General features: G+C 72.8%; 13 protein-coding genes. 8 read left to right on the forward strand and 5 right to left on the reverse strand.

Annotation, left to right across the window (positions count from 1 at the left end; translation table 11 throughout):
- Positions 1 to 64: 64 nt before the first annotated feature.
- Positions 65 to 958, forward strand: coding sequence for an acyl-CoA thioesterase (locus ACZ6CL_RS27260; RefSeq protein WP_468939904.1), 894 nt, complete (start codon positions 65 to 67; stop codon positions 956 to 958).
- Between the two features lie 77 nt (positions 959 to 1,035).
- Here ACZ6CL_RS27260 and ACZ6CL_RS27265 read toward each other — a convergent pair whose 3' ends face one another.
- The 3 genes from ACZ6CL_RS27265 to ACZ6CL_RS27275 form a co-directional block, all read right to left on the reverse strand.
- Entirely contained in the window at positions 1,036 to 1,845 is an 810-nt protein-coding gene (locus ACZ6CL_RS27265) for a phosphatase (RefSeq protein WP_468939907.1), read from the reverse strand.
- A 148-nt stretch (positions 1,846 to 1,993) separates the two neighbouring features.
- The gene (locus tag ACZ6CL_RS27270; protein ID WP_468939909.1) at positions 1,994 to 3,580 is read right to left on the reverse strand and encodes a DEAD/DEAH box helicase; all 1,587 of its coding nucleotides are present in this window, start codon (positions 3,578 to 3,580) and stop codon (positions 1,994 to 1,996) included.
- Between the two features lie 104 nt (positions 3,581 to 3,684).
- Entirely contained in the window at positions 3,685 to 3,888 is a 204-nt protein-coding gene (locus tag ACZ6CL_RS27275) for a cold-shock protein (RefSeq protein WP_365236484.1), read from the reverse strand.
- Positions 3,889 to 4,210: 322 nt separating this feature from the next.
- On the opposite strand from ACZ6CL_RS27275, the gene speB reads away from it, so the two are divergent.
- Both speB and ACZ6CL_RS27285 read left to right on the forward strand, forming a co-directional pair.
- Complete coding sequence (gene speB, locus ACZ6CL_RS27280; protein ID WP_468939912.1) at positions 4,211 to 5,197, forward strand: agmatinase; 987 nt, start codon at positions 4,211 to 4,213, stop codon at positions 5,195 to 5,197.
- Positions 5,198 to 5,314: 117 nt separating this feature from the next.
- Positions 5,315 to 6,196 (forward strand): DUF8189 domain-containing protein, encoded by an 882-nt coding sequence (locus ACZ6CL_RS27285; protein WP_468939913.1) that lies wholly within the window; start codon positions 5,315 to 5,317, stop codon positions 6,194 to 6,196.
- A gap of 98 nt (positions 6,197 to 6,294) precedes the next feature.
- Here ACZ6CL_RS27285 and ACZ6CL_RS27290 read toward each other — a convergent pair whose 3' ends face one another.
- Positions 6,295 to 6,957 (reverse strand): M15 family metallopeptidase, encoded by a 663-nt coding sequence (locus ACZ6CL_RS27290; protein ID WP_468939915.1) that lies wholly within the window; start codon positions 6,955 to 6,957, stop codon positions 6,295 to 6,297.
- A gap of 166 nt (positions 6,958 to 7,123) precedes the next feature.
- Here ACZ6CL_RS27290 and ACZ6CL_RS27295 point away from each other — a divergent pair, with 166 nt between their 5' ends.
- From ACZ6CL_RS27295 to ACZ6CL_RS27315, 5 genes are all read left to right on the forward strand, one after another.
- Positions 7,124 to 8,068 (forward strand): alpha/beta hydrolase, encoded by a 945-nt coding sequence (locus tag ACZ6CL_RS27295; protein ID WP_468939916.1) that lies wholly within the window; start codon positions 7,124 to 7,126, stop codon positions 8,066 to 8,068.
- Entirely contained in the window at positions 8,061 to 9,248 is a 1,188-nt protein-coding gene (locus ACZ6CL_RS27300) for an acyltransferase family protein (protein WP_468939918.1), read from the forward strand. The genes ACZ6CL_RS27295 and ACZ6CL_RS27300 overlap by 8 nt, the downstream gene beginning before the upstream one ends.
- A 10-nt stretch (positions 9,249 to 9,258) precedes the next feature.
- A complete protein-coding gene (locus ACZ6CL_RS27305) occupies positions 9,259 to 10,608 on the forward strand; it encodes a sensor histidine kinase (protein ID WP_468939921.1) in 1,350 nt (449 codons plus the stop codon).
- The gene (locus ACZ6CL_RS27310) at positions 10,605 to 11,282 is read left to right on the forward strand and encodes a response regulator (RefSeq protein WP_468939924.1); all 678 of its coding nucleotides are present in this window, start codon (positions 10,605 to 10,607) and stop codon (positions 11,280 to 11,282) included. Before ACZ6CL_RS27305 ends, ACZ6CL_RS27310 begins: the two co-directional genes overlap by 4 nt.
- Positions 11,283 to 11,422: 140 nt before the next feature.
- Entirely contained in the window at positions 11,423 to 14,158 is a 2,736-nt protein-coding gene (locus tag ACZ6CL_RS27315) for a glycosyl hydrolase family 65 domain-containing protein (protein WP_468939925.1), read from the forward strand.
- Between the two features lie 257 nt (positions 14,159 to 14,415).
- On the opposite strand, the gene ACZ6CL_RS27320 is transcribed toward ACZ6CL_RS27315, so the two are convergent.
- On the reverse strand, positions 14,416 to 15,441 hold the full coding sequence (locus ACZ6CL_RS27320; RefSeq protein ID WP_468939927.1) for a helix-turn-helix domain-containing protein: 1,026 nt from the start codon (positions 15,439 to 15,441) through the stop codon (positions 14,416 to 14,418).
- Positions 15,442 to 15,490: the final 49 nt, after the last annotated feature.

Raw genomic sequence — 15,490 nt, forward strand, 5'->3', positions numbered from 1 at the left:
GGTCGCCATGTGCACGCCCATCGGCAACGGTGTCGCAACACGGGTCTGCAAGACTGCTTGAACCATGAATGACGCACTACAGAGCCTGCTCGACCTGCTCGACCTCGAACAGATCGAAGAGGACATCTTCCGCGGCACGAGCGATGCCGCACCCCTCGTGCCGCGGGTCTTCGGCGGCCAGGTGGCCGCCCAGGCCCTGGTCGCCGCGGGCCGCACGGTCCCGGATGACCGTCCGCCGCACTCGCTGCACGCCTACTTCCTGCGGCCCGGTGACCCCGGGGCGCCGATCGTCTACACGGTCGACCGGATCCGCGACGGCTTCTCCTTCACGACCCGCCGCGTGGTCGCCGTCCAGCACGGGCAGCCGATCTTCCACCTGTCCGCCTCCTTCCAGCTGCACGAGGAGGGGCTGGAGCACCAGGAGCCGATGCCGGAGGTACCGGACCCGCTCTCGCTGCCCACCGCCGAAGAGCTGCTGCCCCGGTACGAGCACCTGCTCGCCGGGCCCGGGGTGGTCGACCGGATGCTGCAGGCGCGGGCCGCCGTCGACCTGCGGTACGTGGACGCTCCGCCGTACGGCAGCGTCGGACAGCCCCGTCAGCCGAAGTCGCAGGTTTGGTTCCGGACCGACGGCAAACTGGACGGCGTCGCCGACGATCCGCTGCTGCACGTCTGCCTGGCCACCTATGTGTCCGACATGACACTGCTGGACTCGGTGCTCCTCGCCCACGGCCGCGGCGGCTGGGCGGTCGGGGACATCGTCGGCGCCAGCCTCGACCACGCCATGTGGTTCCACCGGCCGTTCCGGGTGGACGACTGGCTGCTGTACGACCAGGAGAGCCCGTCCTCGTCCGGTGGCCGCGGCCTCGCCAAGGGCCGCATCTTCACCGCCGACGGGCGGCTGGCCGTCTCGGTGATCCAGGAAGGGGTCATGCGGGTCCCGCGCCCGAAGAAGTAGCCCCCGCGGTGGGGCGAGGTGACGCGCGTCAACACCGGCGTATGGCCGGCCTGACGCGCGTCCCCGGGCGGCGCGCGTCAGAACTGGGCCGTCAGCCCCGCCGCGTCCAGCAGGTAGGCCGTCATCGGCGCGTAGAACTTCGGATCGGTGACGTGGTCGTCCAGCGGGACCACCGCCTGAAGCGTCCCCTCCGCCTCGCCGAGGAACAGCGCCGGGTCGTTGCAGTCCGCGTACCCCACCGCGTCGATGCCGCGCTGCCCCGCGCACCCCGCCCAGCCGTGGTCGGCGACCACCAGGTCCGGCAGCGGCCGCCCCTCCCGGGCCAGCCCGTCCAGGATGGCCGCCATGGGGGCGGGGGAGTGGGTGTGCCACAGCGTGGCGCCGCGCTCCAGCATGGCCACGTCGCAGAACTGGAAGACGTATCCCTCGTCCGCGTGCAGCCCGCCCGGGATCTCGACGATCTCGCACCCCGCCGCGTGCAGCGCCGACGCCGTGGCGCTGTGCACCTCCAGCAGCCCGCCCGGGTGGCCCGTGGCGAACAGCACCCGCTCCCGCGCCTCCGCCGCCTTCCGCAGCACCGACGCCATCCGGTCCAGCGCGCCGACGGTCAGCTCCGGGTCGATCGTGTCCTGCCCGGTGCGGTGCTCCGGGTCGTCGATCACTCCGCACCGCTCCGCCATGACGGCCAGCACGTCCTGCTCGTCCACCCAGCGGTCGCCCAGCTCCAGCCCCAGCCAGTAGTGGCGGTCGCCGTTCGCGAGCTTGCGGTAGTGGGAGAGGTTGTTCTCGCGCGGGGTGGCGACGTCACCCGCGATGCGCGTACGGACGAGATGGTCGATCAGCTCGGCACGGCTGGGCACGGTACTGGGTATCGGCATGTGGCCCATTGTCGCCCCTGGGTCAGGGAAATGGGGTGCATTGCTCGCCGTGTGGGCGTGACGCGGCCATGGCGAGCCGGGGGCGCCCCGGCGAGCCCCGGTAGGGGCGCGCCGGGCCCCTACCGGCTGGGACGGCCCCTACCGGCTGGGACGGCCCCTACCGGCTGGGACGGCGGCTACGGCCGGACCCGCCGCCGGAGCCACGGCCCGACGCGCCGCCGGATCCCCGGCTCGTCGCGCCGCCACCGGACCCGCGCCCGGCTCCACCGCCACCGGAACCGCGCCCGGCTCCACCGCCGGAACCGCGGCCCGATCCGCCACCGGAACCACGTCCAGCCCCGCCGCCGGAGCCCCGGCCCGATCCGCCGCCGGAGCCGCGCCCGCCGCCGCGGCGTGCCTGCCGGGGGCCGGACGCCTGCCGCTCGGCGGGCGGGGCGCTGATCGTCACCGGGACGCCAGACGGCTCCTGGGCGCCGGTGATGCGGGTCAGCTCGGCGTCGGTCGAGTGCACCCGGGCCGTGTTCGGGGTGATGCCCGCGGCGGACATCAGCCGGGTCATCTCGCGGCGCTGGTCGGGCAGGACGAGCGTGACGACGCTGCCGGAGCCGCCCGCGCGGGCGGTGCGCCCGCCGCGGTGCAGATAGTCCTTGTGGTCCGCGGGCGGGTCCACGTTGACGACCAGGTCGAGGTCGTCGACGTGGATGCCGCGGGCCGCGACGTTCGTGGCCACCAGCGCGGTGACGTCGCCGGTCTTGAAGCGCTCCAGGGTCTTGGTGCGCTGCGGCTGGGACTTGCCGCCGTGCAGCGCCGCCGCCCGCACGCCGTTGGCCAGCAGGTGGCGGGTCAGCCGGTCGACGGCGTGCTTGGTGTCCAGGAACATGATCACACGGCCGTCCCGCGCGGCGACCCGGGTGGCGACGGAGCGCTTGTCGGTGTCCGCGATGTGCAGCACATGGTGCTCCATCGTGGTGACCGCGCCCGCCGAGGCGTCGACCGAGTGCAGCGCCGGGTCGGTCAGGAACTCGCGCACCAGGCGGCTGATGGCGCCGTCGAGGGTCGCGGAGAACAGCAGGCGCTGGCCGTCGGTCGGCACCTGCCGCAGCAGCCGGGTCACCTGGGGGAGGAACCCCATGTCGGCCATCTGGTCGGCCTCGTCGAGGACGGTGATGCGCACCTGGTCCAGGCGGCAGTCCCCGCGGTCGATCAGGTCGTGGAGGCGGCCCGGGGTCGCGATGACCACCTCGGCGCCGTTGCGCAGGTCGTTGGCCTGCCGGTTGATCGACATCCCGCCCACCACGGTGGCCGGGCGCAGCCGCAGCCGTCGGGCGTAGGGCGTGAGCGCGTCGGAGACCTGCTGGGCCAGCTCCCGCGTCGGCACTAGGACCAGGGCGAGCGGACGCCGGGGTTCCGCGCGCTGTCCGGCGGTACGGGCCAGCAGCGCCAGGCCGAAGGCCAGGGTCTTGCCGGAGCCGGTCTGCGCGCGCCCGAGGACGTCACGGCCCGCGAGAGCGCTGGGGAGGGTGGCCGCCTGGATCGGGAACGGCACGGTGACGCCCTGCTGCGTCAGTTCCGCGGCGAGGCCATCCGGAAGGTCCAGCTCCGCGAAGGTGGCGACGGCGGGCAGCACCGGGGTGGTGCCGGGCGGCAGGGCGAATTCGTTGCCGCCGTCGGAGGGACGGCTGGTACGAACGGGGGAGCGGGAGTGTGACCGGGGCTTACGGGGCGAGCGGGCGTAACGGCTCATGCGGCGCCTTCCTGGAACGGGCGGGGATCGGCCCGCGGAAAGCGGGCACGAGCCGGGGCCCGCACCTCTTCAGGTGCGGGCCCCGGCTCGCGGTATGCGCTGCGTCAGGCGGGAACGATGTTCTCGGCCTGCGGGCCCTTCTGGCCCTGCGTGACGTCGAACGACACCTTCTGGCCTTCCTGCAGCTCACGGAAGCCCTGGGTGGCGATGTTCGAGTAGTGGGCGAAGACGTCGGCGCCGCCGCCGTCCTGCTCGATGAAGCCGTAACCCTTTTCCGAGTTGAACCACTTCACGGTGCCGGTGGCCATGTCATTCTCCTTCAATGGGGGCCGATCCGGATTCCACACCTCGCGGAACCCGCGTCGCCGCATTGACCCCATCCGGAAATGACCGGTTAAAACAAAAATGCGCCTGAGGCTACATCCCGTCAGGCGCACATAACGTTCATGGGTACCAAAACTGCAACTACCACAACTCTAACACGCGCGCGCCCGCACGGGGAGGTACGGATGGGGGCGGACGGGGAGAGACGCCGGTCACGCGGCAATGGACGCGGTGTCCAAAACGCCCGGGCTTGGTGCTGGGGAACGTACATGTGGTGGAACGGCCGCCCTGCCTACGCTCGCATGCATGACCGCAGCAGACCGTGAGCCCACCGCAGCCCCCGTCGGCCCCGTCGACTCCTCCCGCATCCCGCGCTACGCGGGCCCCGCCACCTTCGCCCGGCTGCCGCGTATCGACGAGGTCGGCGGCACCACGGACGTCGCCGTGGTCGGGGTGCCCTTCGACACCGGCGTCTCCTACCGCCCCGGCGCCCGCTTCGGCGGCAACGCCATCCGCGAGGCGTCCCGGCTGCTGCGCCCGTACAACCCGGCGCAGGACGCCTCCCCCTTCGCGCTCGCCCAGGTCGCCGACGCCGGGGACATCGCCGCGAACCCGTTCAACATCGACGAGGCGGTGGAGACCGTCCAGGCCGCCGCCGACGACATCCTCGACAGCGGCGCCCGGCTCATGACCCTCGGCGGCGACCACACCATCGCCCTCCCGCTGCTGCGGTCGGTCGCCCGTAAGCACGGCCCGGTCGCCCTGCTGCACTTCGACGCCCACCTGGACACCTGGGACACCTACTTCGGCGCCGAGTACACCCACGGCACGCCCTTCAGGCGCGCCGTCGAGGAGGGCATCCTCGACACCGCCGCCCTCTCGCACGTCGGCACCCGGGGTCCGCTGTACGGCAAGCAGGACCTGGACGACGACCAGAAGATGGGCTTCGGCGTCGTCACCTCCGCCGACGTCATGCGGCGCGGCGTGGACGAGGTCGCCGACCAGCTGCGGCAGCGCATCGGGGACCGCCCGCTCTACATATCCATCGACATCGACGTCCTGGACCCGGCCCACGCCCCCGGCACCGGCACGCCCGAGGCGGGTGGCCTCACCTCCCGCGAGCTGCTGGAGATCCTGCGCGGCCTGGCCGACTGCCACCTGGTCTCCGCCGACTTGGTCGAGGTCGCCCCGGCGTACGACCACGCGGAGATCACCGCGGTGGCGGCGTCCCACACGGCGTACGAGCTGACGACGATCATGGCCCGCCAGATCGCGGCCTCGCGCACCGCCTGAGGGCGTTGGCGGGCCAGCTGTGGCGGGCGTGCTGGTGTCATCCTCCACGGGGTCTCTAGCGGCTGCCGCTCCAATGGCCTCTCCGATCAGCGGAATCGCGTGAAACGGAGGGCCTGCATGGGAAGTTGGACCGACTGGGAGGACGTCGGCGGGGCGATCCTGTCCGCGCCGAGCGCGGCGTCCCGGACGACCGAACGCATCACCGTGGTCGCCCGCGACACCACCAACAAGATCGCTTACCGGTCGTGGACCGAGTCCGGCGGCTGGGGCGACTGGAGCGACTTGGGCGGCCCGTTCGCCTACGATCCGGCGATCATCGCCTACCGGCCCGACCGCTACACCGTCTACGGCGTGGGCAACGGGCAGTCCGTGTACCGCAGGACGTACATCGACGGCTCAGGCTGGGAGGGCGGCTGGTCGGCCACCAACGAGGCCACCAAGATCTGGAGCGGGCTCGCCGCCGCCTCCGCCCGGGAAGGCCGGATCGATCTGTTCGGGTTGAACGAAACCAACCAGGTCCTCCACGCGACCGCGCTGCCGGACGCCGGCTGGGGGCCGTTCAACAACATCGGCGGCACCATCCAGGGCACCGTCGGTGCCGCGTCCTGGGGCACCGGCCGGGTCGATCTCGTCGCGCGCGGCGCCGCCAGCAACACCCTGTGGCACCGGGTGCTCAACGGCAGTACCTGGTCCACCTGGCGGGACATCGGAACCGGTTTCCTCTCCGGCCCGGGCGTCTGCACCTGGGGCCCGGACCGGCTGGATGTCTTCGCGAAGGGCCAGGACCACCAGATCCTGCACCGCTACTGGAACGGCCAGACCTGGAGCGCCTGGCTCGACCTGGGCATCGCGGGCACCGACGACAACCCGGCCGCGGTCTGCCGTAAGCAGGGCAACATCGAGCTGTTCATCCGCGGCCGCGACAACCACCTCTACCGGCGTACGTACACCGCTGACGCCGCCGAACTGGACTCCGGAGGTGTCACTGACCCCAGCTGATCCCTCGCGGTAGTCGCGCTCACCGTGCCGCCCCGGACACCGTCTCCTCCCCTGGCGGCGGCCGGGGCGGTGCCGCTGCGTCCCGGCCGCCCGCACGGTTACGGCGCCTCCGGGAGGTCCCGCGGGCCGTAGAGCGCCGCCGGGGCGCCGGTGTGGAGGGCCCAGTAGCGGTCGCCGTAGGACCAGTGCCACCACTCGGTGGGGTAGTTCACCAGACCGGCGGAGGTCAGCGCCGCGACCAGGGCGTCCCGGCGGGCACGGGCCTCGGCGGGGATGTTCACCGCCTCCGTGTAGCAGGCGCGGGCGCTCTCCTCCGGGGTCGCGTCCCAGGGCGTGCCCATGTCCAGCTCGCGCCCGTCCGTGTCGGCGAGGGTGAGGTCGACGGCGGCACCCGCGCTGTGCGGGGCGAGTTCGGGCGGCGATACGTAGCGGCTCGCCGCCGCCCGGATCTCCCCGCCGGACCAGGCCGGGTGCGCGGCGCGCAGCCGGGCCGAGTAGCGCTCGAAGTAGTGCCGCTGCAGCTCCGGCGGCCGGTAGCCCTCGATGAACAGCAGCCGCAGCCCCGGCGGCAGCGCCGACTGCGCCGTCAGCAGCCGCTCCAGCAGGCCGCGCCGCAGATAGGCGTACGCCCCGGCGGGGTCCGCCGCCCGCCCGTCGACCAGCAGCCGCGGTGCGCGGCGTACGTCCGCCAGCGGCTCACCACACTCCCTGACCGGCACGGCCGCGACCCTCGGGTCGGACATCAAGGTGATTTCAGACATGGACTGATCGTCGCAGGCGCGGGGCCACTCCTGCGCGGCGCGGCCCCGCGTCGTACCCGTAATACCTGAGAGCTACGTGGCGAGTGCACTCCCCGGAGTGACGCCAACTACCCGCCCTGCTCCGTACTTTTCCTGCATACGACATCCGGTACGGAAGGGGACAGCGATGGCATTCCGTGTGCGCGGCCGCCTCCGCCGCACTCTGCTCGGTGTGCTCGTCGCGGCCTCGGTGGCCGTGCCGGTGGCGGGAGCCGCGCGGCCCGCGGCGGTCCCGGCGCCCGCACCCTCGGAGCTGCCTCCGCTGACCGCCGCGACACCCGCCGCCCTCGACGCGCGGTATGCGGCCCACCGCGCGGACATACGGGCCGCCGAGCGGATGGCCGCGGATCACGGGGACCGGCGGCGGGCGGCCGCGCTGCGGGGGATGGCGGACCGGGCGCGGCAGTTCCTCTCCTTCGACGGGCGGGACGGGGGCCGTTCCGTCGAAGTCTTCGGGGATCTCTCGCGCGCCGCGCGGGTCGCGGTCCTGGTGCCGGGTTCGGACACCAGCCTCGACCGGTACGGGCGGCTGCGCGCCGGGGCCCTCGCGCTGCGGCACCAGCTGGGGGAGCGGGGCGCCGTCGTGGCCTGGCTCGGGTACGAGACGCCCGGCACGGTGAGCCCCGAGGTGCTGACGGCGGGGCGGGCCGACCGTGCGGCACCCGGGCTCGCCTCCTTCGTCGGGGAGTTGGCCACCACCGTGCCCCGGGCCCGGATATCGCTGCTCTGCCACTCCTACGGCTCCCTGGTCTGCGCCCGGGCCGCGTCCGGGGTGGCGGTCGCGGGCATCGTTCTGTACGGCAGCCCCGGCGTCGGTGCCGACAGCGTCGGCCAGTTGCACACCCGGGCCGCGGTCTGGGCGGGCCGGGGCGCGCACGACTGGATCGGCGGCGTCCCGCATGTGCGGATTCCGCTGCTGTTCACCACCGTCGGGCTGGGCACCGATCCCGTCTCGAAGGGGTTCGGCGCCCGGATATTCGACGCGGGCGGCGGTGGCCACAGCGACTATCTGAGGCCCGGTTCCACCAGCCTGCGGAGCCTGGCCCGGATCGTGGGGGACGGCCGTGCGTGAGCTGATCCGGCGCATCGACGCCGCCACCCCGCCCCACCGCGACCGCGCCGTGGACGCGCTGCGCGCGTTCGCCATTCTCGGCGTGGTGCTCGGCCACTGGCTGGTGACCGCTCTCGTCGCCGACAGCGGCACGCTGCGGGCCGCCAGCCCGCTGGTGTACCAGCCCCATCTCGTACCGCTCTCCTGGGTGTTGCAGACCCTCGCGGTGTTCTTCCTGGTGGGAGGGCAGATGGGCGCGCGCAGCCATGCGTGCGCGCAGGCCAAGGGAGTGACGTACCGACAGTGGCTGGGCGCCCGGATGGCCCGGCTGTTCCGGCCGGTCGCCGCGGTGCTGGCGGTGTGGTCCCTGGCGGCGGGGGCGATGCTGGCCTCGGGGGTGGGGCTGACGACCCTGCACACCCTGCTCAAGCTGGTGCTGTCACCGCTGTGGTTCCTGCTGGTCTTCGCGGCGCTCACGGCGGCGACCCCGCTGGTGGCGCGGCTGCATCCGCTGTGGCCGCTCGCCGCCGTCCTCTACGTCGACCTGTACCGCTTCGGCTTCGACGGGCCCGCCTGGCTCGGCTGGATCAACCTGGCGGCGGGCTGGCTGGTCCCGTACTGCCTGGGCGCGGCGTGGGCGCGCGGAGGGCTGCGGGGGCGCATGACCGGCTGGGTGCTGCTGCTCGGGGGCGGGGCGGTCACGGCCGCTCTCGTCCTGTTCGGCGGCTATCCGGCGGCCATGGTCGGGGTGCCCGGCGCCGCGATATCCAACCTCAACCCGCCGACCCTGGCCGCCGTCACCTTCGGCCTGGCCCAGTGCGGGGCGGCGCTGCTGCTGCTCGGCCCGCTGCGACGGGTGCTGGCGCGGCCCGCCGTGTGGGCGGTGGTGGCGCTGCTGAACGTCTCCGCGATGACCATCTTCCTGTGGCACCAGACTGCGATGATGGCCGTCACCTCGACCATGCTGCGGTTCGCCGGCCCGCTGTCCGGTCTGCACACCGTGCCGGACGAGCCGGGCTGGCTGGCGGCCCGGCTGATGTGGCTTCCGGTGTTCGCGGCGGCGCTGCTGATATGCCGGGCCGCGTTCGGCGCGTACGAGCGGGGCAGGCCGCGCACGGGAGGCCGGGTGGTGCGCGAGGGTCGCCCGGGTGGGTCTGTGAGGGAGGCGCGGAGGGGCGTGGGGGCGGTGCGGCGTGGATAGGGTCGCGTCCATGAGGGGGCGGGGGCGGGTGGTGAAGGTGACGCGGGGGCTGCGGGCGGTTCCGGGCATCCTGCGCGAGGACCTGTGGACGACGGCGGCCGATCCGCTGCCCCGCCGGGGCGGACCGAGTTGGCTGGACTGGCTGCCCGCGCTGGCGCTTCCGGTTGTGCTGGGCGCGGTGGTGCTGTTCATCGCGTGCGTCGACAAGTACGGGGAGTTCTACGGGTTCGGCCAGGGCGTCGGCGTCCTGCTCGCCGCGGTCCAGTCCGTGGCGCTCGCGGCGGCGCTGTTCCGGCCGGTCCCGGCGTGGTGGGCGATAACGGCCGTGACGGTGGTGATCGCTCTGACCGCGAGGCCCGGGTCCATCTCCGAGACGACATTCCCTTGGTCCGGCGAGGGGCTGACGGTCCAGGCCCTGGTGCTGTTCCTGCTGGCGCTCCGCACCCGCCCCCGCATAGCGGTCGAGGTGCTGGCGATCAGTGTGCTGGTGGGCCTGGTCTCCCGCGTCTCCATCGAGCCGGTGCCGTCCCCCGAGAGCGACGCGGGGTTCTTCGTCTCGGTCCTGACGACCGCCGTGGTGGTCGGCACCGCGCTGCGCGGCCGCCGGGTGGCCCGGGCGCGGCTGGTCGAGCAGCAGGAGCTGACCGCCGAGGAGCGGGCCCGGCGCACCCTGCTGGAGGAGCGCAACCGGATCGCCCGGGAGCTGCACGACGTGGTCGCCCACCACATGTCGGTGATCTCCATCCAGGCGCAAGTCGCCCCGCATCTGGCCGAGAACCCCTCCGACGAGCTGAAGGAGAACCTCGCGGGCATCCGCCGCAGCGCGGTCGAGGCGCTGACCGAGCTGCGCCGGGTGCTGGGTGTGCTGCGCTCCGAGGACGCCCTCGCCGATGGCGTCCGGCATGCCCCGCAGCCCACCCTCGACCGGCTGGACGAACTGGTGGACACGGTGCGGGGGACCGGGGTCGCGATCACCACCGAGATCAGTGGAGAGCGGCGGCCGCTGCCGCCGGGCCTCGAGCTGTCGGCGTTCCGCATCGTGCAGGAGGCCCTGAGCAACGTGATGCGGCACGCACCGGGGGCGGAGGTGCGGGTGGAGATCGGGTACCACCCGGACGGGCTCACCGTCTGGGTCGTCAACACCGCCCCGGACCGGCCCACCCCGCCCTCGCCGGGCGCAGGGCACGGGCTGCTCGGGATGCGTGAGCGCGTCGCGATGCTGCGGGGTGAGCTGGCCACCGGCCCCACGCCGGACGGGGGTTATGAGGTGACCGCCGTCCTGCCCATGCGCCACGCCGCCGAAGCCGCCCCGGCCACCGAAGCCGCTCCGGCAACCGAGACCGTCGAGGATCCCGTATGACCACGAGCATCCGCGTCCTGATCGCCGACGACCAGAGCATGGTCCGCCAGGGCTTCACGGTGCTGTTGAACGCCGAATCCGACATCGAGGTCGTCGGCCAGGCCGTGGACGGTGAGGGCGCCATCGCCCAGGCCGCCGAACTCGCCCCCGATGTAGTCCTGATGGACATCCGTATGCCCGGGCTCGGCGGCATCGAGGCCACCCGTCGGCTCACCGAACCGGACGGCGCCACCGTCAAGGTCCTCGTCCTCACCACCTTCGACCTCGACGAGTATGTGTACGAGGCGCTGCGCGCGGGCGCGTCCGGGTTTCTGCTGAAGGACGCGTCGGCGGAGGAACTGGCCCATGCGGTACGGGTGGTGGCGGCCGGGGACGCGCTGCTCGCCCCGAACATCACCAAGCGCCTGATCACCGAGTTCTCCCGGGTATCCGCCGCCGCCCCGCGCGCTCCGCTCAAAAACCGCGTCGGTGATCTGACCGAGCGCGAGACCGAGGTGCTGACCCTGATCGCGCAGGGCCTGTCGAACGGGGAGATCGCCACCCGGCTGGTGGTGGCGGAGCAGACCGTGAAGACCCATGTCGGCCGGATCCTCCTCAAGCTGGGGCTGCGCGACCGGACCCAGGCCGCGGTCTTCGCCTATGAGACCGGTCTCGTGCGCCCCACCGCGTTCTGACCACCCCCGGTTCTGACCACCCGCGTCCTGACCCATGAACGCGTGTTCAGTTAGTGAAGGCGTTGCTCCATCCATTGACCTGTTGTGTTCACCTCTTTATCGTCACTGCGACCGTCACCGGCGAACCACGACGGAGAACAATGACGTACTCCAACCCCCGGCTGCCGCGCGCCGCCCGGCTGATCGCCCCGCTGCTCGTCTGCGGGCTGATCGCCGCCGTGCCCCCGGCGTCCGCCGCTCCCGAATCCCACTCCTCAGCGGCGGCCCGTGCCGGCGGCGGGGGATGTGCGCGTGGGCCGTCCGACGGCTGGGCGCAGACCTCCGACCGCATCGACCCCAAGGACAGCTACCACGCGTACGTGGGCAACGGCTATCTCGGGCAGCGCGTGCCACCGAACGGCACCGGTTACACGGGCGGCGGCGCCAAGACCGGATGGCCGCTGTTCACGCCCCGGTACGACGGCTCGTTCGTCTCCGGCCTGTACGGGCACAACAAGAAGACCACCGAGAACCGGCAGGTCGCCGCCGCCATCCCCACCTGGTCCACCCTCAACGTGGCCACCGGGGGCAAGGGTTCGGAGACCTTCGGCTCCGGCACGTCCGCCGGGCGCATCTCGCACTACCGGCAGACCGTCTTCCTGCGCTGCGGCTTCGTCCGCACGTCGCTCACCTGGACGGCGTCCGACGGCCGCGCGACCGACCTCACCTACGACGTGCTCGCCGACCGCAACGACGCCCACGTGGGCGCCGTCCGACTGCGCATGACCCCGCACTGGAGCGGCGACGCCACCGTCACCGACCGCATCGACGGGCGCGGCGCGCGGCGCATGACGCAGACCGGCGGCGGGACGCATGGCGACCGTACGGTCGATGTGGCCTTCCGCACGGACGGCACCAAGACCGACGGCGCCGTCGCGTCCACCCTGCGGCCCGGCCGTAACGTACAGAAGGCGAACGGACAGAAGGCGAACGAGCAACGGCCGCAGGCAGAGGGCAAGTTGAGCGCCCGGCAGGGCGTCCGCTTCCCGGTGCGCCAGGGCCGTGCCTACGAGTTCACCAAGTACGTCGGCGTCGACACCGCGCTGACCTCCCACGCCCCGCGCGCCGACGCCGTCGCCGCCTCCCGCCGGGCCGCCGATCGCGGCTGGCCCGCGCTCTTCACCGAGCACACCGCCGCCTGGCGGAAGCTCTGGCGCTCCGACATCGAGATCGGCGGCCGCAGGCAGCGCGACCTCCAGGGCTGGGTGCGCTCCGCGCAGTACGGGCTGCTGTCCGCCACCCGCGCCGGTTCCCGCAACAGCATCTCCCCGACCGGGCTGACCAGCGACAACTACGGCGGCCTGGTCTTCTGGGACGCCGAGACCTGGATGTACCCCGGGCTGCTGGCGAGCCACCCGGAACTGGCCAAGTCCGTGGTGGAGTACCGCTACAAGACCCGCGCCGGGGCCCGCGCCAACGCGCGCAAGCTCGGCTACCCCGGCCTCTTCTACCCCTGGACCAGCGCGAGCAAGGGCGGGCTGTGGAGCGAATGCCACAGCTGGGACCCGCCGCACTGCCGCACCCAGAACCACCTCCAGAGCGATATCGCGCTCGCCGCCTGGCAGTACTTCCAGGCCACCGGGGACGCCGCCTGGCTGCGCGAGCGCGGCTGGCCGGTGCTCAAGGGGATCGCCGAGTTCTGGGCCGGGCGCGCCACCCGCAACGACGACGGCAGCTACTCCATCAGAGACGTCGCGGGCCCCGACGAGTACAGCAACGGTGTGGACGACGCGGTGTTCACCAACGCCGGAGCCGCCACGGCCCTGCGCGACGCCGCCCGCGCCGCCCGCGTCCTCGGCGAGAAGCCGCCCGCCGCCTGGGCCCGGATCGCGGACAAGCTGCGCATCCCGTACGACAAGAAGAAGCAGGTCTTCCGACAGTACGACGGCTACAAGGGCTCGCTGATCAAGCAGGCGGACACCGTGCTGCTCATGTATCCGCTGGAGTGGCCGATGTCCGGGCAGTCCGCCGCGAAGACGCTCGACTACTACGCGGCGCGCACCGACCCCGACGGCCCGGCCATGACCGACTCGGTGCACGCGATCGACGCCGCGTCCATCGGGGAGCCCGGCTGCTCCTCGTACACGTATCTGATGCGCTCCATCAAGCCGTTCGTGCGCGGCCCGTTCGACCAGTTCTCGGAGGCGCGCGGCGAGAAGGCGGGCGCCAATGACCCGCTGGCCGGGTCCCCGGCGCAGGACTTCCTCACCGGCAAGGGCGGCTTCCTGCAGGTCTTCACGCACGGCCTGACCGGGATGCGGATGCGCGAGGACACGGTGCGGCTCGACCCGATGCTGCCGCCACAGCTCCGCGACGGCGTCACGCTGCGCGGACTGCGCTGGCAGGGCCGTACGTACGACGTGGCGATCGGCCCGCACGAGACGACGGTGCGGCTGACCGCCGGTGCGCCGTTCGACATCGAGACCCCGCAGGGCGGGAAGCAGGTCGTGAGCGAGGGCGCCCCCGCCGTCCTCAAGACCCGCCGCCCGGACCTCACCCCCACCACCAACCTCGCCCGCTGCCAGGAGGCGACGGCGAGTTCGCGGGAGCCGGGCATGGAGCCGGGCGCCGCCCTCGACGGCAACGCGGCCACCGCCTGGGTGCCCAACGCCGCCCGGGGCACGCTCACCGCCGACCTCGGCCGGACCGTACGGATCGGAGAGGTCACCCCGGAGTGGACCAGCACCCGCCCCGCCGCGCATCGCACCCAGACCTCGCTGGACGGCAGGCACTGGCGCGACGGTGCGACGGGTCCGGCCCGCTACGTCCGCGTCACGCTGCGCTCGGCGGACGACAAGAAGCGCGCGGGCATCGAGGAGCTGAAGGTCACCAAGTGACACCGGCACCGGGCGCGCGCGGTGCGCGGCGCGCGTCTGGTGCACGTCGCGCGCTTGGTGCGCGGCGCGCGTGCAGTGCACGGAGCATCAAGAACTGTGCACTGCGTGCCAACGACATTCGGCGGCTGCCGGTCCATCCTGATCAGGGAAGGTGCGCAGGGCTTTGACGGGGGGAGGTCCTGCCGACGGTGCGCAGGGCTTCGACGGGGGGAGGTCCTGCCGACGGTGAGCAGGGCTTCGACGGGGGGAGGCCCTGCTTACTCTCCCTCGCGCGCGCCCTGCGGTTCGAGCGTTCCCCGCGACAGCGCCGTCCGGCGGAACTCCCGGGGCGGCATGCCGTACGTGCCGCGGAACGCGCGGCTGAAATCCGCCGCGTGGCTGAAGCCCCAGCGCGCGGCGATGGCGTGGATGGGGGTGCCGCTGAGCGCGGGATCGGCCAGGTCCTGGCAGCAGCGCTCCAGCCGCTGGGCGCGGATCCAGGCGGCGACGGTGTGCCCCTGCCGCTCGAAGAGCCGGTGGAGGTAGCGCACCGAGATGTGGTGGGCCGCCGCGATCGAGGCCGGGGTCAGATCGGACGTGTGCAGGTTCCGTCGCGCGAAGTCCTGGATCCGCAGGACGAGGGCGTTCCGGTGGCTCTCGGGGGCCATCCGGACGGTCGACGGCCCGGTCTCCGCGTCGCTGCCGTCCAGCTCGTGCGCGAGCAGCGCGGTCAGCAGATCGGCCACGACGGTGCCCAGGCGCTGTGCGTCGGCCGGGCGGTACGCGGCGTGCTCCGCGCCCAGCCGGATGAGGACGTCGGCGAGGAGGGCGCCGATCCCGGTCCGCCCCGACAGCTGCCGTCCGAGCAGCTTGTTGAGGTCGGCCGCCGGGAACGGCAGCAGGGACGGCGGGATACCGATCGTCAACTCGTCGGTCCTGCCGCGCGCGATGGCTCCCTCGTAGGGCAGGGAGGTGCAGGTGAGCATGAACTGCCGGTCGCCCAGCGTCGTCGTCTCGCCCCCGTGCTCCATGTCGGCCTCCCCGCGGAGGTTCAGCTGGAGGTGGTACAACTCCGGATCCGACCGGCGGATATGGGTCCTGGTCCGCTGGGTCCACAGGGAGGGGAAGGAGGACCCGGCCACCGTGACCCGGCCCAGGTCCATGCCCCACATGGTCGCCCTGAAGTCGTCCTCGTGGGCGCTGCGCAGTTCCATCGGGACCATCGGCCCCTCGCACAGGGCGCGCCAGGCCGCGAACCGTTCCGAGGGCGGGATGTCGTCGATCTGGATGTCCATCTCGATCATCACCCTTCTGCTGTGCGGCAATCGCCTGATGCGACCCTAGTCGGCCTCC

This window comes from Streptomyces sp. NPDC041200, assembly GCF_055591805.1.